This is a genomic window from Rickettsia endosymbiont of Orchestes rusci, assembly GCF_964030945.1.
Lineage (GTDB): Bacteria > Pseudomonadota > Alphaproteobacteria > Rickettsiales > Rickettsiaceae > Rickettsia.
The window spans coordinates 281,739-305,838 of the sequence record NZ_CAXIQG010000004.1; the positions used below are offsets into that span (position 1 = coordinate 281,739).

The following is a 24,100-nucleotide window of genomic DNA, read 5'->3' on the forward strand; positions in this document are numbered from 1 at the left end:
TACTTAAGGTAAAGAATGTTAGGAAATAACCTAGGAGAAACAAGAAATCGAAAAATTGGTGAAAAACCTGCTAAAAAAGTATTTTTTAGAAGACGTAAAGGGTGTCCTCTTTCTGTTCCCGGCACACCGAGTATTGATTATAAAAACCCTGATTTACTCGTAAAATTTTTGTCTGAAGGTGGAAGAATGTTACCGAGTAGAATCACAAATGTTTGTGCAAAAAAACAAAGAAAATTAAAAAATGCTATTAAAGTCGCAAGAATTTTAGCATTATTACCTTTTGTATTTCAAATTTAAATATACTGTTTTTCGATGTCATTCTAGCTAAAGGCGGGCCTTGTTGCGTGGCTCGAATTTTTGCAAAGTGTTTCGGTATGACACCGTACTTATAATAACCATAATACGGTAAATTATTAGCCATGAAACAACGTCTGCAGTTGCTCGCAATGACGATCTCTTAGACACTCATGAGCAACCGCGGGAATGATATCGATCCAAACTCTTCAGGATAGCTGAAGAACAACTATAGGGTAACTGAAAGGTATTAAATGGAAATTATTTTAATTAAGCCGGTAAGAAAATTAGGAAGAATCGGTGAAATTCTTAAAGTAGCCGATGGATTCGGTCGTAATTATCTTCTACCGCAAAAATTGGCAGTTAGAGCTACTGAACTCAATAAAGAGTTAATTGTTCAACAAAAACATGAGCTTGAAAAAAAAGATAAGACAATAAAAGAAGAAGTAGAAAAAGTTAATAATCTTATAAAAGATCAAAAATTAATTTTTATAAGACAGTCATCGGATGACGGGAAGCTTTTTGGATCAGTTAGTAACAAAGAAATTGCAGAAAAATTGACTGAAATTACAGCTCATCCTATCTCGCACTTAAACGTAATACTTGATAAGCAAATAAAATCTACGGGAGTTTTTGCGATTGAGGTAAGGCTACATGCTGAGCTTAGTACATGGGTTAAAGTAATTGTTGCAAGGTCTGAATCCGAATCCCAAAGCTTTTTACTGGAAAGTAAAACAGAACAAACTGAATCTTTATCTGAATCGGCTTAATTTCAACCTACCGCTCATTTATCAATTACAAGGATAAGGTTTTAAAAATGCCTTGCTGTTATGCCGTGGCTCAAACCGGCATTGTTGCATGGCTCTAAAAAAGTGCCGTATGTCATTCTAGCTAAAGGCGGAGTGTTGTTGCATGGCTCAAATTGATTAATCATTTGTAAATATTGCTTGTAAAATATCCGGTGATTAATATCGACTATCGACCAATTTTCGCTTTCCAACGTCACTATATTAGCATTTAGTTTTTTATAAAGTCTTGCATCTTGCTGCGTATCCAAAATTAAGCATTTATTAGTAGATTTGCTTAATAACTTTTCCAATTTACTTACATATTTTAAACTTTTTTGATTTACGCTATATAATTTCTGAGTTTTAATTTTTGTATTAATAAAAAAATATTCTGCGCTATCGCTTAGTAAAATCACGTCTTGCAATCCTTCAAATTTACGGTTTTTCATTTTGTTTAAATCTTCTAGCTGCTTTAACGCTATATGAAGATTTTTATTAATATCTGCACGTAAGTGAGGTAGTTTTTGTGCTAATACTAACGATAATTCTTGTAACAAAATTTTAACATTCTCAAGGTCTAACCAAATATGCCAGTTCGGTTCGTTATTATCTTCAATGATTTTTAAAGATTTAATATCGCTAATTTTGATAATATTTTTGCTATGACCTTGCATTAATTTCTCGGCAAAACTATCAAACTGTTCATCTATATAAATAGCTATATCGGCATTTTTTACTTTTGCAAGGTCACTAGGTTTTAGATGATAATGGTGAGGGCAACCGCTATTTACGGCTAAGCTATCTATAACGGCTTCGTCTTTAACTAACATCGCAACAATGCTAGCAATAGGCATAATACTCGTAACTATTTTAGGTTTATGTATTTCACCGTAGCTAACGGAATTTAATAGTAAGAAAAATATCAGAAAGAAAATTTTAATTTTCATAATGTTGCATTTTTAGTATTCTTTAAAACTACTGTACAGTGTCACTCCATGGCTCGACCGGCGTTGTTGCATGGATCGGAAATTGCTATATTTTGGGTATTCTTTAAAAGTACCGCGATGTCATGCCGTGGCTTGACCACGGCATCCAGTCAGGCTTTTTAATTTTTTCTGGATACCGTGGTCAAGCCCACTACTGTACGAACGTTGAAAAAAGGCTGTGTCATGCCGTGACTTGATCACGGCATCCAGGAAAATAAAGCCATATTAGACTTATTTTAGAATCTTTTTATGATATTATAAGCTGGATTCCGTGGTCGTAGCCACGGAATGACAGAATTTTTACCTCTTTATTTAAACGTTCGTACAGTAGTGGGTCAAGCCACGGTATGACAAGTTTTAAGCGTTTTTAACCATCCATGCAACAACGCTGCATTTGTGTGGAGCGCGGCAATCTAGATAATAATAAGTTTCATAGCATTTTTTGCTATTTTTTTCTAGATTGCCGCGTCGGGACTTCGTCCCTCCTCGCAATGACGATTTCGGTATCCACGCAGGCAATACAGCGTCATTCAGAAAGCTTGATACAAGCAAATTTTTCGACATTCGCCTGTGCTCACGTACTCTAGTACGCTGCGCAGGCTCGTCTTTAAATTTATCTTGTCTGAAGCTTTCTGAATTTAGCTGTACCTCCTTGCAATGACGCTTTTTATTTTTTTAAAATATCCAATAACTCTAATTTAGTTTGAGCAAAATCATTTTCTAGCCAAATATTTTTTAAATGCTCTAATTGTTTGCCGATTTCTTTATTTTCTATATTCATTCTTAGTAAATCATGACCGGTTACCGGAAAATTAAGACGCTGTAACTTATCATATTTATCAATAAATCTTTGTATGTGCGGTAAATCTAACTTATCTATTATGTGGGCAGCAAATAAATATTCTTTGTAATCCGTATTTTCTAACCAAATTTTCTTCATATCAAATTCAGTTATCTGATATAAATTAATAAAATTAATTATCGATAATATCGCCGTTGTTTCTTGTTTTGAATATTTCCAGCTTATTAGTGTATTAAACTTTAAATTTTCTAATTTATAAAATAAAAATGCATAGCGCGTAGATAATTGCAGTTTAAAAAAATTAGCTTGTTCAAAAAGTTTTGATTCATAATATTTTACGGAAAATATTAGCGGTAATATCCCGCAAGTAAACATTCTTTCCAAAACTTTGCTAGCATTCGTTGATATTATTACTTTATCCATTTCACTTTTTATCCTTTCCCGCGAAAGTATCTTTAAACCATCCTGCAAATTCTCACAAGCCTTTAGCCCTTCATTGTCGATATGGTCGGCGTAATAACTAGAAAAGCGGAAGAAGCGTAAAATCCTTAAATAATCCTCTTTAATTCTTTGGCTTGCTTGACCGATAAATATTACTTTTTTTAACTTCAAATCTAGTAGACCGTTAAAATAATCATATATTTTATTTTCAAAGGGGCAGTAGCTTAAGGCGTTAATAGTAAAATCTCGCCTTGCGGCATCTTCGGCAAAATTATCGGTAAAAAGCACTTTTGCATGCCGTCCGTTACAATCAATATCTTTCCTAAGGGTAGTAATTTCAAATTTCTCCTTATTCAAAATAGCCGTGACAGTACCGAATTTTATACCGGTAGGTATAACTTTTATGCCTGCTTTTGATAAAATATTAATTACCTCGTTAGGCAACAAGCTAGTTGCTATGTCAATATCGTAACTAGCTTTATTAAGCAATGCATCGCGCACGCATCCGCCGATAAGCCGAGCTTTCCCGCCGCCTGCCTGAAGCTGCGCTAAAATCCTTTTATAGCTTTTAGAGGAAATTTGTAATGATTTTTTTATAATATGCATTTTGGGTTAGTTGATTTGGCATTGTTTTATGTTATTCCCGCATAGATTCGGCGTTGTTGCATGGCTACCAGAATCGTCATTGCGAGCATTTGTGCGGAGCGCGGCAATCTAGAAAATAATAAGTTTCATAGCATTTTTTGCTATTTTTTCCTGAATTGCCTCCTCACAATGACGAGTTTTTTATTAATTTTCGAGCCATGCAACAAAAAAAGCCCCATAGATGCGAAGGGAGGCATTATTGATATACAAAGCCGCTATATATCTCTTATCGCCCGACTAAACTATTTACAAAATCATTATGATCAAATATCTTCAAATCGTCTATTTGCTCACCTATGCCGATAAAATATATAGGCAAAGAAAATTTTTGAACTATACCGACAATTACGCCGGCTTTAGCACTGCCGTCTAATTTAGTAACAATAAGACCGGTTAAATTAGCACTGCTATTAAATTGCTCTACTTGATTATAAACATTTTGACCGGTAACGGCATCTATCACTAAAATACTATGAGCGGGAGCGTTCTCATCTACTTTTTTAATAACCTTGATAATCTTAGTTAATTCATCCATAAGATTTTTTTTGTTATGTAGCCTACCGGCCGTATCGATAAAAAGTATATCGATGTTTTGCTTTATCGATTCTTGCATAGCAAGGTAAGCAACGCTTGCAGGATCTGCCGCCTCGGTACCGGTAATTAATAAAGCCTTGGCTTTAGCTGCCCAGTTACTTAGCTGATTTACGGCGGCGGCTCTAAAAGTATCGCAAGCGGCAATAGCTACTTTTTTCCCTTGTGCTTGATAAATCGAAGCAAGTTTACCGATAGTTGTAGTTTTGCCGGCACCGTTAACTCCGCAAACTAAAATTACGTTTAATTTATTTTCGTTTAAAGTAAAAGGAATTTCGGATTTTAGGAGTAATTGCCGAATTAGTTTTGCTAAAGTTTCTTTAATAACACTGCTATCTACTGCTTTATCGAATTTTATGGATTTCAAATCTTCAATAATCTTAGTTGCGACTAAAGCTCCTATATCTGAAGCAATTAGCAATTCCTCTAATTCTTCTAATGTTTCCTTATCTAACTTCTTTTTATAAAAAATTTTATCTACGCCTTCTGATATTTTATTAGAAGTTTTAGATAAACTTTGCTTTAATTTACTAAATATAGAAATCATATATTTATATTTTTTTGCCGTTGTGTCATACCGAGGCCCCTCCCACGGTATCTAGTTCTTACTTTTCCGGACCTAGTTAGCAAGCCGGCATTGTTGCATGACATCGAAGACGCTTTTACCATCTACGCAAACAATGTTGCTACGTATTATAATTATCTAATAATTCTTTTCATCCTTATAAACTCCCCAGATTACTTTTTTAGACACCCAGCCGATATAATCTTTGCAGCGAATCCGGCAATAATCTTCTTTACATTTATCAAGAGCGCAACGCACATTCGGCATTAATTTAGCAATAATTTTACTATTAGGATTAGCAGTTCTAGTAAACTCTGCTTCTTTATCGCCGATAATAATTACCGATCTTTTTCCCGATAAAACGCTAGAATGTATCCAACCGCCTTCGCCGTTAATATCACGAACTTGCCGCCATTGCTCATATTCTGCAATGATTTCTACCGGTTCACCTTTTTTAATAAAAATCCATTCTATTAAGGATTTTGTCGTCGGTCCGCTCCTCGCATTCACTTCATTAGACTTTATTGAAGCGAAACGAGGGATAGGTAATTTTTTATTCTCTGCCTTAGCCGTAAACGATAACGCTATGATAATTAATAAAATAAAAGTTTTTAGCATTGCTCAACAATCATTGATAAAAATAAAAGTTACCCTGAGTATACTAGTCATTTTCTTCCGCTTCAGCTAATATATCTTCTCTTTTGGCAACGATGTAATTGCCTAATCTAAATTGCCCTTTAATGCGATTAATTTCTTGGTCGCTAATACCTATTAGTTTTAAAACCATTCCCCCCAATTGTAAGCCGGTCTCATAACTTTCGGGAATGATAGTCGTTGCGCCGAGATCATAAAATTCTCTAGCATTCTTTAAATTTTTTAGCTTAACGACGACCTGCATATCCGTAAAATTATTTGAGATCGTCTTTAATGACTTCTTAATAGTTACTTGGTTATTCATCGTAAGTATGATCGCTAAGGCTCTGTCTGTTCCGATTGCCTTTAACGTATCGGCTTGCGATACGTCGCCTTTAAATACCGGGAAACCGTTGGAGGCTTCTTCTTTAATGCGCTCGTCGTTTAAGTCTAATATTACGTAACTCGTTCCTTCGGCTTCTAAAACTCTCGCTACCATTTTACCGACGCTACCGAGGCCCGCGATTATAATATGATTAGTTAAATCTCTTGCTCCGAGTTCAATTATTTGCGTTGGTGTTTTACCGAGTCCCTTATCAATTTTTTCCGCGAGCTTTCTTCCTAAAGCCGCGAGTAAAGGAGTAAGTGCCATAGTAAAGGTAACGACCAGTAACAGTATATTTGCGGTATTTTTTTCTAATATTCCGTTTTCTTTACCTAAACTGAATAAAATAAAAGCAAACTCACCGCCTTGCGATAATAACAAACCCGAATAAAATGCTACCCCTTTATTGAAACCGAATAAAATACAAAAAGCGGTAATAATCAAAGTTTTTATAGCGATTAATGCAATGGATAAAGTAATAATATGAGATATTTTATTATACATCTCTAATGCATCGATATTCATACCGACGGTCATGAAAAATAGCCCTAAAAGTAAACTTTTGAAAGGATAAATACTTTCTTCCGCCTGCAATCTAAACTCGGTTTCCGCAACCAATACACCGGCTACAAATGCCCCAAGTGCTAACGACAAACCAAAAATCTCGGTAGCCCAAGCCGCAGATAATACGATTAATAGAGTCATGGCGATCGGCAACTCGTTAGCACTATTGCTTTCTGAAGAAATCAAGGAAAATAAAGGGCGTAACAGCACTCGACCGGCTATAAATATAGTTAATAGCGCAGTAATAGCTTTTAAGAGGGCAATACCTAGAGCTGTAGCAAGTGAAGTCGTGTTATTACCGGTAAGTAGCGGTACTATCACAAGTAAAGGTACTACCGCTAAATCTTGCAGTAAGAGAATTGCTAAAGAAATTCTTCCTACTTGCGTTGATTGACTACGATTTTCCTCAATTACCTGCATAACCAGAGCAGTGGAAGAAAGTGCAAGACCGCCGCCGGTAATAATTGCCGCGCTACTATTCCCGTCAATAAGTACCATCGCGCCGGCAATTACTATAGCGGTCGTTAAAACTTGCAAAGACCCAAGACCAAACACATATCTTCGCATGGCTTTTAACCGCTCAAAAGATAGTTCGAGACCGATGGCAAAAAGCAAGAAAACAACCCCTAATTCGCCTAGTAGTCTGGTCTGATCGTAAGTTACTATTTTAAATCCGTGATCACCGATTGCCGCACCGGCAATTAGATAGCCTAACACCGGACTTAGCTTAAAACGTTTAAGTACCGCCACGACAAAAACTGCGGTAGCAAGTAAAATTATAACGTTAATAAGAATATGTTCGTTCATTTATACCTTATAAATACCGGTTTGTGATTAAATAATGAAAAGTCAAGTAGGCGTTGTTATGGCTCGATAAAAGCGTTAATATGTCATTCCCTGCACTCTATATGTCATTCTAGCTAAAGGCGGGAATCCAGAAAAATTACTGTCATCCTGAATTTATTTTAGGATATCTTTTAATAGATGCTGAAACAAGTTCAGCATGACAAAGAAAAGTCTGGATTCCCGCCTTTAGCTAGAATGACATCGAAAATTCGAGCCATGCAACAAAGCTGGCTTGACCACGGCATGACACCTTACTCACGCCACAATCCCTACTCGCTGCTAGTTACGTTTTAACTTTCCACATTTCTTCCAATTTAAAATGTGTTCGTGCTTCCGGATAAAAAATATTAATTAAGATAGTTCGTGCATCTATTAATACCCATTCTGACTTGCCTAAGCCTTCAATACTAGTATTTATATTAGCTTTTTGTTTTAGCTCTAAAGCTACATATTCCGCTATTGCTCCGACATTTTTAGTAGAACGACCGCTGGCAAATATAATATAATCCGCTAATTTATTTCTGCCTCTTAAATCTATTACATCAATGTTATCGGCTTTCTTTTCTTCTAAACAAGCAAGAATAAATTCTTTTAATTCTTCTGTATCTTTTGTCATATTGGTATTAATATATAGAATTAAATTAGTTGATAATAATTATATGCTTAAGAACGTATTTTATCAATAAATGTTTAAGATTTTATAATAGAATTCGATATAAAATTTTACCTTAACTAAAAAAAGCAAAAAATAATGGCAATATCTATAGAAGAATTAGAAAAAGTCCTTCGAGAAACCTTTCCGGATAGTATAATAAAAATTACCGACTTAGTAGGGGATCAAGATCATTATGCAGTTGAGATATCCGATAGTAAGTTTAAAGGGCTTACTTTAATTAACCAACATAAATTAGTGAAAAATGCTCTTAGAGAAATATTAAATACAAAACTACATGCAATTACGATAAAAACTATCGTGTGTTAATGAAGATGATGGAAGTATTCTCGTAAGGCATTTGTTGTGGTGCTGCCAGGGGGGATTGAACCCCCGACCTCATCATTACCAATGATGTGCTCTACCGCTGAGCTATGGCAGCTGAAATTTAAGAAAGGCGTCATTGCGAGCCGGTCTTGTTGCGTGGATCAAAAATTACTATATTTCGGGTATTTTTTAAAAGTACCGCGGTGTCAAGCCACGGTATGACACCATACTTGTAATAACCATAATACAGTAAATTATGAGCCATGCGCCCGCGCGGGAATGACATAAAAGGTTACGGGAATGACATTCCAACTGCTTTAAATTTATCCCCCAACAACACCGCACGAGAATAACATCAATTAAAACTCTTTTGCCATATATTATTATATAGGTCAAGGAAAAATTAATTGAAAATCATTTATTTTTATAATTCTTCCATTTCTGAACGATCTTTATAAAAAGATAATGCAACTAGTCCCAATATACTTAATAACATTATATAGTAAACCGCCGAAGTTACATGCCCTGTTTTTTGTACTAAATACTCTACAACAAGCGGAGCAGTTCCGCCAAAAATACTAGTTGCCGTGTTATAAGACAAGGAAAGCGCAGTATTGCGGATATTTATTGGATAAAATTCTGCTTGTAAGGCCGTCTCCGGTCCGATATAGCTACCTGCTAAAACCGCCATTATCATTTGTGAAATAATTACTTCGGTAAAACTGCCGGTTTCAAATATTTTAATCAAAAACGGTGTTGCTGCAATAATAATGAATAAATTTATGACAAAAATTCGTCTGCGTCCTATTAAGTCCGATAAATAGCCGCTAAGCAGAGTTATAACTATCATAATTATATAGCATATGCTAGCAAGGCTATTTACTTCATTTTCCGTAAAGCCGCGGTTAATTTTTAAAAATGATACCAAATAAATTGCATGAAGATAAAATATTAATGACCCGGGCGCATTAATAAATATAGATATTAATATATCGAACCAATGCTTAACGATAACTCTTTTTAGAGGAGAATTTAAAATTTTATGATGTTTTTTGAGATTTTTAAAATCCGGAGTTTCAGGAGTATGTTTTTGGATATAAAGTCCGGCAAATAAGATAAAAAAGCCTAGCAAGAACGGGATTCTCCAACCGAAATTGTCAAATTGAGCGGTAGTTAAAACATTTTTAGTGAGGTAGGAAACAAAAGAGCCGAGTAATAACCCCGTACAAATACTAGACATCGAAATACTGCCGGTAAAACCTCGTTGTTTTTTATTCGTATGTTCAATAACAAAGGAAATAGAACCCGTAAGCGCGCCGCCCATTGAAAGACCCTGCAGTATGCGCACCAGGAACATTAATATAGTTGCCGTAATACCTATAGTGTGGTAAGTCGGTAATATGCCGATTAATACGGTCGGGACGGACATACAAAATATAGCACTAGTTAAGGCTATTTTTCTGCCGAATTTATCGCCGATAATGCCGAAAAATATCCCTCCGACCGGTCTCATTAAATAACCTACCGCAAATACGAAGAAAGCTTGCAGTAATGAAACATTCGGATCATTATTCGGAAAAAATTTGACTCCTATAATAGGTGCAAAATGTCCAAATAAAAAATAATCATACCACTCAAAGGTATTGGCAATACCGGTAGAAAAAATTAACTTACTTTTATTCATTATTATTACATTTTTTACATTTTGATGTGGTTCTTAGTTAAAAAATACAACTATGTCATTCCCTCGCGCATGGATGTCACCTTAAGGAGCAAAAACGTAAGCCGTCATTGCGAGGAAGTGCAGGCATTGTTGCATGGCTACCGGAATCGTCATTGCGAGGAGGGACAAAGTCCCGACGTGGCAATCTAGGAAAAAAATAGCCAGGAATGCTATGGGAATTATTATTTTCTGGATTCCCGCTTTTAGCTAGAATGACATACTGCTGCTTTTATCGAGCCATGCAACAAAGCCCCGCGCAGGCGAGAATGACATAGTTCTAAGTTACGCCATATCTTTATTTTTCTTACTCATAACTTTCTTTTCTGAATATATTATAAAGAGTGTTGCGGGAATTATTATTAAAGCACCTTGCAAAGTACTTTTTTCAGGCAATTCGTTAAATACTAAATAAGCCGCTAGAGCTGAAATTATTAATTCTAAATATCTATAAGGAGCAGTAGCGGTAGCATCTACTAAGCTAAATGCTTTAAGTAAAAAGAATAAAATTAAACTGCCGCCGCATCCCAAAATAAATAATAATAGTAACTCAAACATTGTCGGAGTTTGCCAATATTGTACTGCAGGCGGTACGGACACTATGGCGGTAACTATCGCCGAATAAAATAACATACTAATCATCGATTCTTTTACTACGAATTTTTTATTAATAATATCCAGCATGGCAAATGATATAGCCGCCAGAACAAAAAATAATATTTCAGGATTAAAGTCGCTAGTATGCGGTTTTAAAGTTATTACAACGCCGAGAAGACCGATTAAAGTTACTACCCATCGCTGCCAAATAATATTTTCGTTAAGAAAAAATATAGCAAGTACTAAGGTGAATAAAGGTATTGAGAAGCTAATAACGGTTGCGGTAGTTACCGGAGCAATGCTAAGACCGTAAGTCCAAGACGTCATACCGAAAAATAATAACACTCCTCTTAATATATGAACGAACGGGCGGCTAGTTTTTAAGGTATCCTTGCCGTAATACGCAACAAACGGTAATAAAATTAGTGCGCTGAAAAGAAAACGGAAAAAAGCTACTTCAAAACTATGTAAGCGGATACCGAGATATTTAGTAGTTATATCGTTGGCAGCGCTACTTATCAAGCTTAATAAAAACCAGCTAATACCGGTAAGATATGTTTTTAGCGCACTATTCATTAATCTACTCTCAATTTATAATTATTTTTATTTAAATGTCTTGCTTTTATGATAGAAGAATTTTATCTTTTATGACAATTGCCGTGTGTTTATATAAAAATTTCAAAAAGGTTATGTATAATACAGCAATCTATTTTAAGCAAGAAAAGGTTGTAATTTATGATAAGAATAGTTAAAAAATTGGGGATATTTGTATTTGTTGCGTGTATAAGTATTAATAGTTTTGCAAAATCTACAAGTTATGATGATGTAGATTCTACATCGAATTATGATACGGATTATTATGAAAATGAAGGAAGCCTAACGTTCAAAGTCCGGCTAGCGGGAATACAGTCTAGTGCATCGCAGAAAAATTTACCGCCTCCGACGAGTAGCACGCCGGTTTCAGTCGGCAAATTTGTTGAAAACGGTTATGGCGGAGATGCCTCGACTACTATATTCTTTAATAACTATCTTGCCGCAGAGCTGTCACTAGGGGTAAATGTCTTACGTACTAAATATTCTTCTTTAGGTAATATAGCAAATAATTACGGCGTTAATAGCGACCTTGGAAAAAGAAAAGATTTATATATGATTCCGGCAACCGTTACCGGACAATATCATATTGCACCTTACGGAGGTGTAAGACCTTATGTAGGAGTCGGTTATCACGGTTCTTATTTACTTACTCAATCAAAAGTTTTTAAAATTAAAAACGGTCACGGAGCAGTCGCGCAAATAGGAATAGATTTCTATGCTAAGGATGATACGTTAATCAATTTAGATGTAAGGCAATTTTTCTTAAGTCCGAAAGTTACTTATAAATCAAATTTAGTCGGCACTAATAACGTAACTTCTAAGGTTAAGCTTAATCCCCTAGTAATTTCAGCAGGTATAGGCTTTAATTTTTAATGTGTGGATCGATAAGAACGTTCTTTATGTCGTTCTAGCTAAAGGCGGATGGGGGTATCAACTTAAGCGATAAAGGTCCATAAAGTTCGTCATTGCGAGGAGGCATTGTTGCGTAGATACTAGAATCGTCATTGCGAGGAGGGACGTAGTCCCGACGTGGCAATCCAGGAAAAAATAGCAAAAAATGTTATGAAACTTATTATTTTCTAGATTGCCGCGCTCCGCACAAATGCGGCGTTGTTGCATGGCTCGAATTTTTGCAAAGTGTTTCGCTGTCACCCCGTGGCTTGACCGGCTTTGTTGCATGGATCGAAAATTGCTATATTTTGGGTATTCTTTAAAAGTACCGCGCTGTCATGCCGTGGCTTGACCACGGCATCCAGTCAGGCTTTTTAATTTTTTCTGGATACCGTGGTCAAGCCACGGTATGACAAGTTTTAAGCGATTTTAACCATCCATGCAACAACGCCGACTTGATCACGGGGTCCAGAAAGTAAGAACTGGATACCGTGGTCAAGCCCACTATTGTACGAACGTTGAAAAAAGGCTGTGTCATGCCGTGACTTGATCACGGCATCCAGGAAAATAAAGCCATATTAGACTTATTTTAGAATCTTTTTATGATATTATAAGCTGGACTGAAGTGGTCGTAGCCACGGAATGACAGAATTTTTACCTCTTTATTTAAACGTTCGTACAATAGTGGGTCAAGCCACGGTATGACAGCGTACAAGGAATATCTAAATATGTCATTACAAATTATCCAGTTATTATATTTAGTTTCTGCCGTTTGCTTTATTTTATCGTTAAAGTTTTTATCATCACCGAAACAAGCTCGTCTTGGAAGTTATGTCGGTATCGGCGGTATGATAATAGCGGTCGGTATTACTTTTTTTCTTCCCGATTTTGCTCATAAACTTCCTATTATAATAATTATTCTAGCCGGCGGAATGGTCGGCGGTAGTATCGCTAAAAAAATCTCAATGACGGCAATGCCGCAATTAGTTGCCGGTTTTCATTCTTTTGTCGGTCTCGCTGCGGTATTTGTAGCTTATGCCGCAATATTATCTCCAGAAAATTTTGCGATCGGCATAGCCGGCAATTTACCGATTAGTTCGTTGATAGAAATTTCTTTAGGTGTATCTATCGGTGCTTTAACTTTTAGCGGCTCGATAATAGCCTTCCTGAAATTACAAGGATTAATGAGAAGTGCGCCGATAAAATTTGACGGTCAACAATATATATGTTTGCTAGCAATCGGAATGTTATTAATTTTAATAATATTATTTATTCGTTCGGAAAATATATTTTTATTTAACCTGATAATAATTTTATCATTACTAGCGGGCGTATTATTAATAATACCGGTCGGTGGGGCCGATATGCCTGTTATCGTCTCAATGTTAAATTCTTATTCCGGTTTTGCGGCGGCGGGAATCGGTTTTACGCTGAGTAATAGCTTATTAATTATTACCGGTGCATTGGTAGGCAGTAGCGGCGCGATACTTAGTTATATAATGTGTAAGGCGATGAATCGCTCGCTTATTAAAGTTATTTTCGGCGCATTTTTATCACCGCCCAAAAGTTCCGGCGGTAACATCGATAACGATAAAGTGGCAAAAGTAAGCTGTCCCGAAGATGCTGCCGGTTTATTACGTAATGCCTCATCTATTATAATAGTTCCGGGTTACGGGATGGCGGTTGCTCAATCACAGCATATTATAAAAGAAATGGTTGATATATTAGAGCGTGCGGATATTAACGTAAGATTTGCCGTACATCCGGTTGCGGGTAGAATGCCCGGCCATATGAATGTGCTACTTGCCGAGGCTAATATCGATTATGAAAAGGTATTAGAGCTTGAAGAAATTAACCGAGATTTTGCCAATACCGACGTGGTGCTAGTGATCGGCGCAAATGACGTAACAAATCCTGCCGCTAAGAATGATCCGGCTAGTCCGATTTATGGGATGCCGGTACTTGACGTAGAAAAAGCTCGAATAATTTTATTTATAAAACGTTCAATGGCCCCAGGCTATGTCGGCATAGAAAATGAATTATTCTATCATGATAATACTTTAATGTTATTCGGAGATGCTAAGAAAGTTATTGAAGATATCGTTAAGTTTTTAAATGATGATTGACTTGAAGCTAATGTTTTGTTAAAAGTATATAACTATTGTTAATCTGAAGAAGTGTCATACCGTGGCTTGACCCACTACTGTACGAACGTTGAAAAAAGGCTGTGTCATGCCGTGACTTGATCACGGCATCCAGGAAAATAAAGCCATATTAGACTTATTTTAGAATCTTTTTATGATATTATAAGCTGGATACCGTGGTCGTAGCCACGGTATGACACTTCTTATAATAACTATATACGGTAAATTATTAACCATGCAACGACGCCCCGCCTACGCGGGAATGACATCAATTATGAACAGTATACTCACAAACATTTTTTAAATTAACATTAACTATCATGAATGCGCAAAAAATACTCCCTCTTCTTCCGAAAGCCACAGCTATATGGTTAATTGAAAATACTTCTTTAACTTTTAAACAAATTGCTGATTTTTGCGGTATTCATGAATTTGAAATAAAAGGTATGGCGGACGGGGAAGTGGCGCAATCTATTAAAGGGCTAGACCCTGTTGCCAACGGTCAGTTGACTTTAGAAGAGATTGAGCGTTGCAGTAAAGATCCGCAGAGTAGTTTACAAATTCTGATTAGCTCGGCTTATGAGTTGATGGATAGTAAGAAAAAACAACGCGCCAAATATATCCCCATTGCTAGGCGTCAAGATAAGCCGGATGCAATTTATTGGTTATTGCGAAATTATCCGACGATCCTGGATAATCAAATAATTAAATTAATCGGTACTACTAAATCTACTATAGCGGCTATTAGAGATCGCAGTCACTGGAATATGAAAAGTATCCACGCGCGTGATCCCGTGTTACTTGGGATATGCAGCCAAGTAGAATTAAACAAAATAATAGCACAATTAGAGCTTTCTTCAGCAAAAAATCATGGAGATGAAAATACCGATACTAAGTAATAAATATAGCAAGTATTTCAAAGATTTAGTTTTGAGGTAACCCTTATCATCAACGAATTATCTAACCTTTACAATTACTTAAAAATGTTTGCCAAGATTTAAAAATTTTTCTGGACTTGGGAATATAATAATTATATAAACTTTGACAGTAAGTAACCCCAACTATGGATAATTCTTATCCATAGTTCGCGTTAAGTAGGTTATTTTAAAATAGAAGGGCTCGTAGCTCAGTTGGTTAGAGCACGCCGCTCATAACGGTGTGGTCGCAGGTTCAAGTCCTGCCGAGCCCACCAGCGTTTTTCGGCAAATTCATGCACGTATCGGACTAGCCTTGTTGCATGGCTCAAAAATTAATAAAAACCCCGTCATTGCGAAGCCACGGAGTAGCTGTGGCAATCTAGGAAAAATAGTCATCCTGAATTTATTTCAGGATATTTTTCAATAGACTTCTTTCCAAACTCGCTTATAGGGAGGAATTTGAAGGAGACACTTCACCTTGAACCGCAGCGTACTCTAGTGTATGTGAGGATTCGAGTACCGGCTCGACGTACAAATTACCCCTAGAAGTAGAGAGTTTCAAAAGAAGTCTAATAGATGCGGCAAACTTGTTCAGCATGACAATAAAAGTATTATTCTCTAGATTGCCGCTCTAGACTACGTCCTTCCTCTCGTAATGACGATTCCGGTAGTATATACAAGTTAAATTGAGTGTAAATTACTCCGTTGCAATTGCATTTTTATTACAAAAAAAATATTTTTAAGCTTCTAAAATAAATAATAAGCAATAAAATTGGATCGCTAAATTAATTATAGTTAACATTTAGTTAAATAAATACTGAAAACAAAATTAGGTAATTATATGAATTTTGATGATTATAAAAACGGTGAAGTGCTAGATTTTAAAGGTAAATTAAATGATACCGATATCCCAAATCTATTAGAATATTTAAATAAACATTCTGAGATTACTAATCTTGATTTATCCTTTTGCAGAGGTATAACCGATGAAAGTATAAAAGCAATAGCCGCTTCTAAGAATCTCGAAAATATTACCAATCTTAAGCTAACTGGTTGTGATAAGATAACAGATGAAAGTATAAAGGCAATAGCTGCTTCTGAGAATTTTAGAAATATTACTAATCTTGATTCATCCCTTTGTAATGGTATAACAGATGAAAGTATAAAGGCAATAGCCGCTTCTGAGAATTTCAAAAATCTTACTAATCTTAAGTTAACTAGCTGTTATAATATAACTGATAAAGGTTTAGAGGCTTTAGCGGTTTCTAAGAATTTCAAAAATCTTACTAATCTTGATTTGGCCTATTGTGATAATATAACCGATGAAGGTATAAAGTTTTTAGTAGGCTCTGAGTATTTAAAAAATCTTACTGATCTTGATTTGTTTCGCTGTAATATAACCGGCACTACAATAGAGATGTTCGTAGAAAAAAACCCATTTAAAAATATTAGATTTCCAATAAGTGAGCAAAAACTTTACGACGGCTTATGTAAAATCAGAGATAATAAGGATAAAGCAGGTTTTAAATTAGAAGAAGCTGTAAAAGATATGGTGTTTAATATAGCACCGGCTGATGAGCAAGGTAACGTAATCAAGTATATAATAGAAAATTCAGCAAAGTACCATTTTGCAATCAATTCAGTTAAAGATGAATATGATTTAGTTGATTTTTATACTCATTCCCCTAAAATGCAACAATTTTTGTTTAATCACGGCATGGTTCCAAAGCCTGAGTCTAAGGAGCAGGATCCAACATTACGGGAGATGGCTCAGGGGCAACAATCCGTACACCATAGTGACGCTGTGAAAAAGACAAATTTTATTACTAATGAGTTAGTACAATCGGCTCAGCTATCAACAGGTAAGCTGCAAGAAAAAGCGGAAGAATACAAAGATAAAATACTTCCCGAATTATTTAAGGATCAAAATCCTTTAACTATTAAGCTTCTTGAATTAACTGAAGCAGAAAAAAAGAGTGTAATGGAGAAGACTTTAGGAAGTAATAAAATACCGGACGATCAAAGCTTTGTTCAGCAAGTAAAAGAGAAGTCATTAAATGTATTAAAAAGCAAGTATTTAAGCAAAAGTAACGGCGAATACCGAAGCGGCTATTCAACTGCTCTTCTGCAATATGATTGGACGGAGGGAGCGGAGAAAAAAATTACTATACCTGAATCTATTGGTTTAATAGACCAATTAATAGATACCGCAAATATCTCTAGAAAAGATAAACAGGAATTATGCGTCACTCTTTTAGAAAAAAATCCCGAATTAGTTAAAGAAAAATTCCCTGAAGTAAAAAAAGTCTTTAACGATTCTAATCTTTCCTTAGAACAGATAAAGGATAGACCCGAGCTACATAAATTACTAAATAATATTAGTGAGGATAAATTAAGTAAATTATTTAATGATGTCAGTGGTCTTAATATAGATGAAACTTGGAAAGAGCAACAAAGGTTTAAGCTTGCTAAGCAGCTTTATGTAGCAGCTACAACTTACGGTGAGGATAATAGTGCATGTATTCAAGGGACATGGTCACAAATTATTGATAGTGCTGCAGAAATAAATCCAGAGTTACTCACTAAATTTACAAATTATAGAGATGAAGAAAGAAAACGAGAAGCAGCTTCTGTTACAAAAGATAATATAGTTTCATTCGTAGAAGTAGTAGTTAATAAATTTAAAGAAGATGAAACTATAATGAAAGATGATAAATTAAGAGATAATTTAGAAGATTTAGTTCTTGGAATGAAAATAATAAATTTTAACGAACCAGAAAAGATAACTATCCCTGAACAACAGATACTAGCAAAAGTTAATCAAGAATTTACAGATCATATAAAAGAACATTTACCTGAATATGGAAAGCTGCTGCCTACTCGTGAAGAATATCAAATAATTATAAATTCAATACCTAGCTCCAGATCAGCGCCAGCTTTAGCTGCTAAATTAGAACAACCTATCGAGAAACAGGTAGATAACACCACAAAGTCTGCCGGTAAGCAAGAATCATTCGCTGATCGTGTTCGTAGTAGATCAGCTTCCCCCCAAGCTTCTCGTACAAGATAAGGACTAAAGAGACCTATTGGAAAAATGAGCGGCAAAGCTTAGTTCTATATCTATTGACTACGCATTATGTCATTCCCGCCTGCGCGGGAATGACACCGAGAGTGTTTTTAACCATCCATGCAACAACGTCTTCAGTCGCTCGCAATGACGATATCTATCTTTAGTTAGCAATGCCTGTGACATATCTGAAACAACTATTGATTTATTGCGTAAAATCAAGTATGTTGCCTTTACTACTTAATAGTTAACGATTAACTTATAAATTAAGTCTAGTAACTCAAAAATTAATTAATCACATTTCACTTTTTAATAAATAATAATAAAAAGAAGATAGCTGTATAAATAATTATTTACTAACTTGTTTAATCTCCTCGAAAGTTCCTAATTAATTTATATTTTGCACTATATCTTTACGAAACCACTCAACTTTTATAAGCACAAACATGCAGGCTTTGAAATTGTTTCGTAAATAAACATCAAAGGCAAAATATAACATTTTCAATACATCTTCTTTAAAATCTAAGTTTAAGTTTTTCGTTAAATATCAAATAGTAAGATAGCTAATTTTATTAATTAACATAAACACTTAAGGATTAAATATATGCCAATAAAAAAAACAGATAACGAAATACCCCTTTCTAAAGATAACGGAATACTACCACTTAAATCAAAGTTAAAAATGACAGATCAAGATTATAACGATTTACTTAAAGCTGTAGAAAATGAAAGAGTAGATAACTTTATTCAAGAATATCAAAAAAAGCATACAGGAGTAACACGAGATGAGATAATTAGTGTCGCTATAAATAAACTCATAGTTGGAGGAGGGAGTCCATTAATTGAAAAGTTATTATTCATTAATGATAACATTACCGATATCTCTCCTTTACCAATAACGATTTTAGATCAAGAAAATAATAATACTATTTCTTATGCTTTAGCAAACGATAGAGGAGTAGAACAATTATCAAGTTATATGTATCGATTAAAAGACAGAGGTAAGATCACTGAAAAATTTATTATGGAAGATGATTTAATTAATAAAATAGCTCAAGCAATTATCGACTATGATTATGAATATTATACCCCAAAAATATTAATAAAAAAATTCATTGAACCATTATATACAGAAGAGAGTGTAAATAACTTAATAGAAGTAATCGGTAAAGATTTTATAGAGGATTTTTATTAAAAATGATTATTTAATTCATTACATATTTAAGAGGTATATTATGCCGAATAATAATTCAGAAAATAAATTTCTTGAGAAAAGTATTGATTCTTTATCTCAATCATTACATTTAGTAGGAGAGCAAGGAAGAGAGTTTATAGCACGCTTGACAGATGCTAAACCTATCCCACTAGATATAGGTGACCAGGAATACAAAATCGTGAAAGCTTTAGATGAGTTAGCTAAAAATGTCCCTTCTTTTCCCTATTCGGCTATAGTATTGAGCAATGGTGTATTATATTTAGCTCAGGGTGAAGACAGTGCTAGCAAAAAATCAGTAGATATAGATAAGATAAAAAGAGAAATATCTCAAAATGAGGTCCTACGAGGCAAAATAGATGTATTAAACCCTGACAATTTTAAAGTAATTCGATATCCTAAGGGGGATCATCCAGATACTGAGGCCATTAGTGCAGCAGTGAAGGAACATAGCAAAGAACCATTATATATGGGACTTGCTGCATTTGAAAAAAACTTAAAACCTAAATTACAAAGTCCTGCTAGTTGTGCCAGTTGCTGTGCAACTATAAAAGCACTAAATAAAAATGGTTATAATATAAATGTTAGCCTTGCTACTCCTAAAAATTTTCCTAGTGATGGAAATTATAAAATCCCTTCTTTTATAACTAAAAATCCGGTCTTTTTTAAAGATTATCTAAATGAGGTTGAAGCGAGTATTAATGAATTAAAAGGAATATACACTGACTCCTTAGCACTTCGTGACATATATGTTCAAAATACAAAACGTAATGACATAGCAAACGCAAATAAGAATTCAGATAACAACCAAGACGTTAAGAGTATAAAGAAAGCAGGGGAGCAAAAATATAAGGAGTTAGCAAATCGCATAGAAGAGGTAAGCAATTTACAAAAAAATAGTTTAACAATTGAAGAACTTAACAAAATAATTAATAAGAATCCAAGGGAAAATAACCCGAACTTGAAAGAGTTAAAAACTAAACGTGAATTTTTAGAAATTCAGGATTTAGTAGTAAACGACATAAATCCTTTTTTTGATAAAGTTAACGATGTGGGAACTCAAATTTTAAATGTTAGGGCAGCTTATGAGTTAGAAAATCCTCAAGTATTGGAACAAGCAAATAAATCACTCGAAAAATATCGTAATTTGCATAGTACATATTATGGAGAATTAGAAACGGCTATAGAATCAGAAATACCCAAAGACCATCAAGGATTTACAACGGTAACAAGGCGCTCAAGAAACCTAAATACACAATCAAGCAGTGCAGGTGCTGGAGAAGCAGGTGCTGGAGAAAGAAAAAAAATAATGCAGCCGCTCCTAAATAGCGTATAGCATAATCCATTAAGGTATTGACAAGTAGCATAAAATAAGTAAATCTATGTGCGAAAAAGGAAAGAGATGGTCCGAGCATATCCATACGAACTAAGAACAAAAGCATTAGAGTTAATAGATAAAGTTAAGTCAGTAAGTAAAGTTAAGGAGTTATTAAATATATCTAGGCAAACATTATACAAATGGCAAGCTATTCAAAAGAAAGAAGGAGATATTCAGCCGAGAGTAGGCTATCAAAAAGGTCATAATAAAAAGCTAACAAATATGCCGGAGTTTAAGGAATTTATAGATAATAATGCCGATAAAAGCCTAAAAGAATTAGCAAAAATATCAAATAAATGGTCAGCAACGACAATTTGGCGAGGTATAAAAGCACTAGGATATAGTTATAAAAAAAACTTTTACGCACCCCAAAAGGGACGATGGAGCAAGGAATGATTTTATAGCTAGAATCAAAACTATTTCAAAAGAAGATTTAGTGTTTATGGATGAATCCGGAATAGAAGACAATGCATGCTTGTAGTACGGTTATAGCCTAAAAGGTAAAAGATATTACGATAAGAAAATTTACCAACATAAAACAAGAGTAAGTATGATAGCAGGGCTTTGCAATGGTAAAATAATAGCTCCAATAGTTTTTGAAGGGACTTGTGATACACTAATTTTTAAGAGTTATGTTGAAGATTTTTTGATCAAAGAATTAAAACAAGGTCAAGTGGTTGTTATGAATAATATTAATTTCCATAAGAATTCCAAGGTCAAAGAGCTAATAGAATCTGTAGGTTGTAGTATTTTATTTTTACCTACTTACTCTCCTGATTTAAATCCAATTGAGCATTATTGGTTTAAATTAAAAAATCAAATTAGAAAAACTGCAAAAGACTTCGAACATTTTTTTGATGCTGTTTGTTATAATCTGTCCACATCTTAATGGATTATGCTGTACCGGAAGATTTGCACAGCAAATTAGACACATTTAAGACTTCACTACCAAATAATGAAGAATTGCGTACCAAATCACGAGAATTGTTCGCTAAATTACAAAATGTAAATAAAAAACTGAGAGAGGAAACTAACGCTGAATTTTCTAACGTAACAGCGTTGAATGATCGTATTACAAAATATAAGACAATACCTAAAGCAATAGAAAAGGGAGAATATAATAAAGTATTAGATATAATTAATAATAATAATCTCACTCACACTGAAAAAGAAAACCTCACAAACCTCATACTACAAGAAGAATTAAACGGCAATGGAAAATATAACTTAAATGATCGTTTAGCTGCCGTAAATGATAACCGGGCGTTACTGAATAAGTTTGATAGGGAAGCGGTAATTACGGCAAATATAGATTTTAAGGTAATCGATGCAAAAAAATCTGCAGAAACCGAAAAAACCGGTTCCGTAGAAATTAGACCGGAGCATAATCATTCAACCGATCACGGTAATAACAATCAGGCTTTAATTGCAGAAATTCAAGCGGGTACAATTGATAAAAATACGGTAATAGCTATTGAGCGTAAGCAATATGGCGAAAATCTCGGTATGAAGGACGTAATTAAAATAGCTAATATACTAGAACATAACGAAAAAAATCCTGACAATCCTTTAAAACTGCCTGAAGAGTTAGAGAATGCTCCTATATTCCAAGATGCGCTTTTATATAAAGTAGCTAAAGAAAAAGGGATTAAGGTTATAAGCTTGGAAGGTGGAAATTTAGAGCATACAAAAGGTTCTGCTTTATATAAGGAAAATCGTGAACAATATATGACTGACGTAATTAGTGAAGTTCGCAGTAAAGGGTATAATATAGTTGCGAGTGTCGGCTCCAGCCACGTAGCTAATCTAGAAAAAGCTCTAGAAAGCCGGCAGAAACATGATACAGGAGTTAGCCATATACCTAGAAAATTCACGCAAAAAGCTTTAAACAGTTCTAAACCGGTCCCTGCAGGAATGATAAGCATGAAAGGAGTAAAGAAAGACAATAATACATCGTGGCAAGATTTAGTAACTAGCCAATCCACAAAAAAGACGCAAGTGGGGAGAAATTAGTAGCTACTCAACCCTACCAGAATCGTCATGGCGAAACGGCATTTGCATGGCTACCAAGCTCATCATTGCGAGGCCCCTCTAGCGTTGTTGCTAGGCTTCAGAAAGTGCCAAATTTGTCATACCGTGGCTTGACCACGGTATCCAGAAAAGCAAATTATAATGGTATTATTTATATATTTTCCTGGATTCCGTGAATAAATCACGGAATGACATAGTGGAATTTGCTATAAATTTGAGCCATGCAACAACGCCGGTTATTCCTCACAGAAACAACTAGCCGCGTGTTTAGATTAAGCTAACACATCTGAAATCTTATACATTCCCTAGTTATTAGCTCACTTTTTAACGCTATATTTAATTTGTTAATCTTTTTTATTTGACTTGTTACTGATATACTTGTAATTATTTTAGTAAATATAAAGGTTAACTCATGGTTAGCAAATATTAATAAATGCAAGCTAAGGAGGGAATTATGTTTTTATTTAAAGGATTAATACAACCACGATGTGAAGAATTAATAACAGCGATAAGGGCAAGTAAGGTAGAAGAAGCGCAAAACTTAATCGAACGCATGAGTCAGAGCGAGTTAAGCAAAATCGATAGTAACGGCGATATAGCATTAACTTGGGCTGCCGAGAAAGGCTTAGAAAAAGTTTGTGAGCTACTTATTCCTAAAATGTCTGATCAGGTTATTAATCACATTAATAATAACGGTGAAACTGCTTTAAGTTTAGCTATAAAAAACAATTTTAAAAATATATGTGATTTATTAACTTTAAAATCAAATGAACAAAATAAAACAAATATAGAAAAGGATTATGAAGCACAGCCAACAAAAATACTTATAACTTTTGAGAATAATGAACTTAATGAATTAATAGACCATACAAATATAAATGATGATGCTATACCGGGTATAGGATAGTACTATATAAAGAAAGGGGCAAATTGCTCCCATCTTGTGACTAGGTTTTGTTACAGTTACGTATAACCTTGTTTGATGGAAAAAGTGTTGTATATTTCGGTTCTGTGGGTTATAGTGATTAG

At 34.7% G+C, this 24,100-nt stretch carries 30 protein-coding genes, 2 tRNA genes and 2 pseudogenes; 18 read left to right on the forward strand and 16 right to left on the reverse strand.

Annotated elements, in window-relative coordinates; translation table 11 throughout:
* Positions 1–15 precede the first annotated feature (15 nt).
* Positions 16–297 carry a 30S ribosomal protein S18 gene (rpsR, locus tag AAHM91_RS04940; RefSeq protein ID WP_253308293.1) on the forward strand — a complete coding sequence of 94 codons (282 nt, stop codon included), beginning with the start codon at positions 16–18 and terminating at the stop codon, positions 295–297.
* Here rpsR and AAHM91_RS04945 read toward each other — a convergent pair.
* On the reverse strand, positions 248–421 hold the full coding sequence (locus tag AAHM91_RS04945; protein WP_342270081.1) for a hypothetical protein: 174 nt from the start codon (positions 419–421) through the stop codon (positions 248–250). The genes rpsR and AAHM91_RS04945 overlap by 50 nt on opposite strands.
* Positions 422–548: 127 nt before the next feature.
* Here AAHM91_RS04945 and rplI point away from each other — a divergent pair, with 127 nt between their 5' ends.
* Positions 549–1,064 carry a 50S ribosomal protein L9 gene (gene rplI / locus AAHM91_RS04950; protein WP_342270082.1) on the forward strand — a complete coding sequence of 172 codons (516 nt, stop codon included), beginning with the start codon at positions 549–551 and terminating at the stop codon, positions 1,062–1,064.
* A 41-nt stretch (positions 1,065–1,105) separates the two neighbouring features.
* Here the strand turns inward: rplI and AAHM91_RS04955 are convergent, their stop codons facing one another.
* Entirely contained in the window at positions 1,106–2,029 is a 924-nt protein-coding gene (locus AAHM91_RS04955; RefSeq protein WP_342270083.1) for a metal ABC transporter substrate-binding protein, read from the reverse strand.
* A 416-nt stretch (positions 2,030–2,445) separates the two neighbouring features.
* Between AAHM91_RS04955 and AAHM91_RS10950 the strand changes: the two genes are divergently transcribed.
* The gene (locus AAHM91_RS10950) at positions 2,446–2,655 is read left to right on the forward strand and encodes a hypothetical protein (RefSeq protein WP_410526159.1); all 210 of its coding nucleotides are present in this window, start codon (positions 2,446–2,448) and stop codon (positions 2,653–2,655) included.
* An 80-nt stretch (positions 2,656–2,735) separates the two neighbouring features.
* Here the strand turns inward: AAHM91_RS10950 and AAHM91_RS04965 are convergent, their stop codons facing one another.
* Complete coding sequence (locus AAHM91_RS04965; protein WP_342270084.1) at positions 2,736–3,917, reverse strand: CCA tRNA nucleotidyltransferase; 1,182 nt, start codon at positions 3,915–3,917, stop codon at positions 2,736–2,738.
* Between the two features lie 60 nt (positions 3,918–3,977).
* Between AAHM91_RS04965 and AAHM91_RS04970 the strand changes: the two genes are divergently transcribed.
* Positions 3,978–4,262 carry a hypothetical protein gene (locus AAHM91_RS04970; protein WP_342270085.1) on the forward strand — a complete coding sequence of 95 codons (285 nt, stop codon included), beginning with the start codon at positions 3,978–3,980 and terminating at the stop codon, positions 4,260–4,262.
* Here the strand turns inward: AAHM91_RS04970 and ftsY are convergent.
* Genes ftsY through AAHM91_RS04990 form a run of 4 tightly spaced genes read right to left on the reverse strand, consistent with a single transcriptional unit; the run spans position 4,183 to position 7,501 of the window.
* Positions 4,183–5,094, reverse strand: coding sequence for a signal recognition particle-docking protein FtsY (gene ftsY / locus AAHM91_RS04975; RefSeq protein WP_342270086.1), 912 nt, complete (start codon positions 5,092–5,094; stop codon positions 4,183–4,185). The two genes, AAHM91_RS04970 and ftsY, sit on opposite strands and share 80 nt — an antisense overlap.
* Complete coding sequence (locus AAHM91_RS04980) at positions 5,091–5,216, reverse strand: hypothetical protein (protein WP_341793377.1); 126 nt, start codon at positions 5,214–5,216, stop codon at positions 5,091–5,093. The genes ftsY and AAHM91_RS04980 overlap by 4 nt, the downstream gene beginning before the upstream one ends.
* A 34-nt stretch (positions 5,217–5,250) precedes the next feature.
* Positions 5,251–5,730: an SH3 domain-containing protein gene (locus tag AAHM91_RS04985; protein WP_342270087.1), complete on the reverse strand. Its 480-nt coding sequence runs from the start codon at positions 5,728–5,730 to the stop codon at positions 5,251–5,253.
* A 43-nt stretch (positions 5,731–5,773) separates the two neighbouring features.
* Positions 5,774–7,501, reverse strand: a complete 1,728-nt coding sequence (locus tag AAHM91_RS04990; RefSeq protein ID WP_253308299.1) for a cation:proton antiporter domain-containing protein — start codon at positions 7,499–7,501, stop codon at positions 5,774–5,776.
* A 177-nt stretch (positions 7,502–7,678) separates the two neighbouring features.
* Between AAHM91_RS04990 and AAHM91_RS04995 the strand changes: the two genes are divergently transcribed.
* The gene (locus tag AAHM91_RS04995) at positions 7,679–7,834 is read left to right on the forward strand and encodes a hypothetical protein (protein WP_342270088.1); all 156 of its coding nucleotides are present in this window, start codon (positions 7,679–7,681) and stop codon (positions 7,832–7,834) included.
* Here the strand turns inward: AAHM91_RS04995 and rsfS are convergent.
* Positions 7,824–8,156, reverse strand: a complete 333-nt coding sequence (gene rsfS, locus AAHM91_RS05000) for a ribosome silencing factor (protein ID WP_341793376.1) — start codon at positions 8,154–8,156, stop codon at positions 7,824–7,826. The genes AAHM91_RS04995 and rsfS overlap by 11 nt on opposite strands.
* Before the next feature lie 135 nt (positions 8,157–8,291).
* On the opposite strand from rsfS, the gene AAHM91_RS05005 reads away from it, so the two are divergent.
* Entirely contained in the window at positions 8,292–8,522 is a 231-nt protein-coding gene (locus AAHM91_RS05005; protein WP_253308301.1) for a BolA/IbaG family iron-sulfur metabolism protein, read from the forward strand.
* Between the two features lie 37 nt (positions 8,523–8,559).
* Here the strand turns inward: AAHM91_RS05005 and AAHM91_RS05010 are convergent.
* The 3 genes from AAHM91_RS05010 to AAHM91_RS05020 form a co-directional block, all read right to left on the reverse strand.
* A tRNA-Thr gene (locus tag AAHM91_RS05010) sits at positions 8,560–8,634 on the reverse strand.
* Between the two features lie 18 nt (positions 8,635–8,652).
* Positions 8,653–8,805: a hypothetical protein gene (locus tag AAHM91_RS05015; protein ID WP_342270089.1), complete on the reverse strand. Its 153-nt coding sequence runs from the start codon at positions 8,803–8,805 to the stop codon at positions 8,653–8,655.
* A 138-nt stretch (positions 8,806–8,943) separates the two neighbouring features.
* The gene (locus AAHM91_RS05020; protein WP_342270090.1) at positions 8,944–10,203 is read right to left on the reverse strand and encodes an MFS transporter; all 1,260 of its coding nucleotides are present in this window, start codon (positions 10,201–10,203) and stop codon (positions 8,944–8,946) included.
* A 24-nt stretch (positions 10,204–10,227) separates the two neighbouring features.
* On the opposite strand from AAHM91_RS05020, the gene AAHM91_RS05025 reads away from it, so the two are divergent.
* Positions 10,228–10,392: a hypothetical protein gene (locus AAHM91_RS05025; protein WP_341793347.1), complete on the forward strand. Its 165-nt coding sequence runs from the start codon at positions 10,228–10,230 to the stop codon at positions 10,390–10,392.
* A 132-nt stretch (positions 10,393–10,524) separates the two neighbouring features.
* On the opposite strand, the gene AAHM91_RS05030 is transcribed toward AAHM91_RS05025, so the two are convergent.
* Positions 10,525–11,412 carry a DMT family transporter gene (locus AAHM91_RS05030; protein ID WP_253308303.1) on the reverse strand — a complete coding sequence of 296 codons (888 nt, stop codon included), beginning with the start codon at positions 11,410–11,412 and terminating at the stop codon, positions 10,525–10,527.
* 159 nt (positions 11,413–11,571) lie between these two features.
* Here AAHM91_RS05030 and AAHM91_RS05035 point away from each other — a divergent pair, with 159 nt between their 5' ends.
* The gene (locus AAHM91_RS05035; protein WP_253308304.1) at positions 11,572–12,303 is read left to right on the forward strand and encodes an OmpW family outer membrane protein; all 732 of its coding nucleotides are present in this window, start codon (positions 11,572–11,574) and stop codon (positions 12,301–12,303) included.
* Positions 12,304–12,360: 57 nt separating this feature from the next.
* On the opposite strand, the gene AAHM91_RS05040 is transcribed toward AAHM91_RS05035, so the two are convergent.
* The 3 genes from AAHM91_RS05040 to AAHM91_RS05050 all read right to left on the reverse strand — a co-directional run bounded on the left by AAHM91_RS05040 (position 12,361) and on the right by AAHM91_RS05050 (position 13,036).
* The gene (locus AAHM91_RS05040) at positions 12,361–12,609 is read right to left on the reverse strand and encodes a hypothetical protein (protein WP_342270091.1); all 249 of its coding nucleotides are present in this window, start codon (positions 12,607–12,609) and stop codon (positions 12,361–12,363) included.
* Positions 12,610–12,740: 131 nt separating this feature from the next.
* Positions 12,741–12,875 (reverse strand): hypothetical protein, encoded by a 135-nt coding sequence (locus tag AAHM91_RS05045; protein ID WP_342270092.1) that lies wholly within the window; start codon positions 12,873–12,875, stop codon positions 12,741–12,743.
* 35 nt (positions 12,876–12,910) lie between these two features.
* Positions 12,911–13,036, reverse strand: a complete 126-nt coding sequence (locus AAHM91_RS05050; protein WP_341793343.1) for a hypothetical protein — start codon at positions 13,034–13,036, stop codon at positions 12,911–12,913.
* A 13-nt stretch (positions 13,037–13,049) separates the two neighbouring features.
* Here AAHM91_RS05050 and AAHM91_RS05055 point away from each other — a divergent pair, with 13 nt between their 5' ends.
* The 5 genes and pseudogenes from AAHM91_RS05055 to AAHM91_RS05075 all read left to right on the forward strand — a co-directional run bounded on the left by AAHM91_RS05055 (position 13,050) and on the right by AAHM91_RS05075 (position 18,452).
* The gene (locus tag AAHM91_RS05055; protein WP_342270093.1) at positions 13,050–14,447 is read left to right on the forward strand and encodes an NAD(P)(+) transhydrogenase (Re/Si-specific) subunit beta; all 1,398 of its coding nucleotides are present in this window, start codon (positions 13,050–13,052) and stop codon (positions 14,445–14,447) included.
* Between the two features lie 338 nt (positions 14,448–14,785).
* A complete protein-coding gene (locus AAHM91_RS05060) occupies positions 14,786–15,364 on the forward strand; it encodes a cell cycle transcriptional regulator TrcR (RefSeq protein WP_253308306.1) in 579 nt (192 codons plus the stop codon).
* A 216-nt stretch (positions 15,365–15,580) separates the two neighbouring features.
* Positions 15,581–15,657: transfer RNA gene (locus tag AAHM91_RS05065), tRNA-Ile, on the forward strand.
* A gap of 126 nt (positions 15,658–15,783) precedes the next feature.
* Positions 15,784–16,017: pseudogene (locus tag AAHM91_RS05070) on the forward strand (palindromic element RPE1 domain-containing protein).
* 206 nt (positions 16,018–16,223) lie between these two features.
* Positions 16,224–18,452, forward strand: a complete 2,229-nt coding sequence (locus tag AAHM91_RS05075) for a leucine-rich repeat domain-containing protein (RefSeq protein ID WP_342270094.1) — start codon at positions 16,224–16,226, stop codon at positions 18,450–18,452.
* A gap of 69 nt (positions 18,453–18,521) precedes the next feature.
* Here AAHM91_RS05075 and AAHM91_RS05080 read toward each other — a convergent pair whose 3' ends face one another.
* Positions 18,522–18,671: a hypothetical protein gene (locus AAHM91_RS05080; RefSeq protein WP_342270095.1), complete on the reverse strand. Its 150-nt coding sequence runs from the start codon at positions 18,669–18,671 to the stop codon at positions 18,522–18,524.
* Between the two features lie 382 nt (positions 18,672–19,053).
* On the opposite strand from AAHM91_RS05080, the gene AAHM91_RS05085 reads away from it, so the two are divergent.
* The 5 genes and pseudogenes from AAHM91_RS05085 to AAHM91_RS05105 all read left to right on the forward strand — a co-directional run bounded on the left by AAHM91_RS05085 (position 19,054) and on the right by AAHM91_RS05105 (position 23,978).
* Entirely contained in the window at positions 19,054–19,644 is a 591-nt protein-coding gene (locus AAHM91_RS05085) for a hypothetical protein (protein ID WP_342270096.1), read from the forward strand.
* A 40-nt stretch (positions 19,645–19,684) separates the two neighbouring features.
* Positions 19,685–20,998 carry a hypothetical protein gene (locus AAHM91_RS05090; protein ID WP_342270097.1) on the forward strand — a complete coding sequence of 438 codons (1,314 nt, stop codon included), beginning with the start codon at positions 19,685–19,687 and terminating at the stop codon, positions 20,996–20,998.
* A gap of 66 nt (positions 20,999–21,064) precedes the next feature.
* Positions 21,065–21,929 (forward strand): annotated as a pseudogene (locus AAHM91_RS05095) (IS630 family transposase).
* Positions 21,929–23,053 (forward strand): hypothetical protein, encoded by a 1,125-nt coding sequence (locus AAHM91_RS05100; protein ID WP_342270098.1) that lies wholly within the window; start codon positions 21,929–21,931, stop codon positions 23,051–23,053. Before AAHM91_RS05095 ends, AAHM91_RS05100 begins: the two are co-directional and overlap by 1 nt.
* Positions 23,054–23,525: 472 nt before the next feature.
* Positions 23,526–23,978, forward strand: coding sequence for an ankyrin repeat domain-containing protein (locus AAHM91_RS05105; protein ID WP_342270099.1), 453 nt, complete (start codon positions 23,526–23,528; stop codon positions 23,976–23,978).
* The last annotated feature ends 122 nt before the right edge of the window (positions 23,979–24,100 follow it).

What these genes read in the sequence shown, in the direction of transcription:
- AAHM91_RS05055 (WP_342270093.1), top strand. Translation starts at nt 13,050, where the DNA reads ATGTCATTACAAATTATCCAGTTATTATATTTAGTTTCTGCCGTTTGC.
- AAHM91_RS05060 (WP_253308306.1), top strand. Translation starts at nt 14,786, where the DNA reads ATGAATGCGCAAAAAATACTCCCTCTTCTTCCGAAAGCCACAGCTATA.
- AAHM91_RS05105 (WP_342270099.1), top strand. Translation starts at nt 23,526, where the DNA reads ATGTTTTTATTTAAAGGATTAATACAACCACGATGTGAAGAATTAATA.
- AAHM91_RS04970 (WP_342270085.1), top strand. Translation starts at nt 3,978, where the DNA reads ATGGCTACCAGAATCGTCATTGCGAGCATTTGTGCGGAGCGCGGCAAT.
- AAHM91_RS04985 (WP_342270087.1), bottom strand. Translation starts at nt 5,730, where the DNA reads ATGCTAAAAACTTTTATTTTATTAATTATCATAGCGTTATCGTTTACG.
- AAHM91_RS04990 (WP_253308299.1), bottom strand. Translation starts at nt 7,501, where the DNA reads ATGAACGAACATATTCTTATTAACGTTATAATTTTACTTGCTACCGCA.
- AAHM91_RS04965 (WP_342270084.1), bottom strand. Translation starts at nt 3,917, where the DNA reads ATGCATATTATAAAAAAATCATTACAAATTTCCTCTAAAAGCTATAAA.
- AAHM91_RS05005 (WP_253308301.1), top strand. Translation starts at nt 8,292, where the DNA reads ATGGCAATATCTATAGAAGAATTAGAAAAAGTCCTTCGAGAAACCTTT.
- AAHM91_RS04945 (WP_342270081.1), bottom strand. Translation starts at nt 421, where the DNA reads ATGGCTAATAATTTACCGTATTATGGTTATTATAAGTACGGTGTCATA.
- AAHM91_RS05030 (WP_253308303.1), bottom strand. Translation starts at nt 11,412, where the DNA reads ATGAATAGTGCGCTAAAAACATATCTTACCGGTATTAGCTGGTTTTTA.
- AAHM91_RS10950 (WP_410526159.1), top strand. Translation starts at nt 2,446, where the DNA reads ATGCAACAACGCTGCATTTGTGTGGAGCGCGGCAATCTAGATAATAAT.
- AAHM91_RS04980 (WP_341793377.1), bottom strand. Translation starts at nt 5,216, where the DNA reads ATGGTAAAAGCGTCTTCGATGTCATGCAACAATGCCGGCTTGCTAACT.
- AAHM91_RS05035 (WP_253308304.1), top strand. Translation starts at nt 11,572, where the DNA reads ATGATAAGAATAGTTAAAAAATTGGGGATATTTGTATTTGTTGCGTGT.
- AAHM91_RS05020 (WP_342270090.1), bottom strand. Translation starts at nt 10,203, where the DNA reads ATGAATAAAAGTAAGTTAATTTTTTCTACCGGTATTGCCAATACCTTT.
- rsfS (WP_341793376.1), bottom strand. Translation starts at nt 8,156, where the DNA reads ATGACAAAAGATACAGAAGAATTAAAAGAATTTATTCTTGCTTGTTTA.
- rpsR (WP_253308293.1), top strand. Translation starts at nt 16, where the DNA reads ATGTTAGGAAATAACCTAGGAGAAACAAGAAATCGAAAAATTGGTGAA.
- ftsY (WP_342270086.1), bottom strand. Translation starts at nt 5,094, where the DNA reads ATGATTTCTATATTTAGTAAATTAAAGCAAAGTTTATCTAAAACTTCT.
- AAHM91_RS05025 (WP_341793347.1), top strand. Translation starts at nt 10,228, where the DNA reads ATGTGGTTCTTAGTTAAAAAATACAACTATGTCATTCCCTCGCGCATG.
- AAHM91_RS04955 (WP_342270083.1), bottom strand. Translation starts at nt 2,029, where the DNA reads ATGAAAATTAAAATTTTCTTTCTGATATTTTTCTTACTATTAAATTCC.
- AAHM91_RS05085 (WP_342270096.1), top strand. Translation starts at nt 19,054, where the DNA reads ATGCCAATAAAAAAAACAGATAACGAAATACCCCTTTCTAAAGATAAC.
- AAHM91_RS05040 (WP_342270091.1), bottom strand. Translation starts at nt 12,609, where the DNA reads ATGCAACAAAGCCGGTCAAGCCACGGGGTGACAGCGAAACACTTTGCA.
- AAHM91_RS05015 (WP_342270089.1), bottom strand. Translation starts at nt 8,805, where the DNA reads ATGTCATTCCCGCGCGGGCGCATGGCTCATAATTTACTGTATTATGGT.
- AAHM91_RS05100 (WP_342270098.1), top strand. Translation starts at nt 21,929, where the DNA reads ATGGATTATGCTGTACCGGAAGATTTGCACAGCAAATTAGACACATTT.
- AAHM91_RS05075 (WP_342270094.1), top strand. Translation starts at nt 16,224, where the DNA reads ATGAATTTTGATGATTATAAAAACGGTGAAGTGCTAGATTTTAAAGGT.
- AAHM91_RS05090 (WP_342270097.1), top strand. Translation starts at nt 19,685, where the DNA reads ATGCCGAATAATAATTCAGAAAATAAATTTCTTGAGAAAAGTATTGAT.
- rplI (WP_342270082.1), top strand. Translation starts at nt 549, where the DNA reads ATGGAAATTATTTTAATTAAGCCGGTAAGAAAATTAGGAAGAATCGGT.
- AAHM91_RS04995 (WP_342270088.1), top strand. Translation starts at nt 7,679, where the DNA reads ATGCTGAAACAAGTTCAGCATGACAAAGAAAAGTCTGGATTCCCGCCT.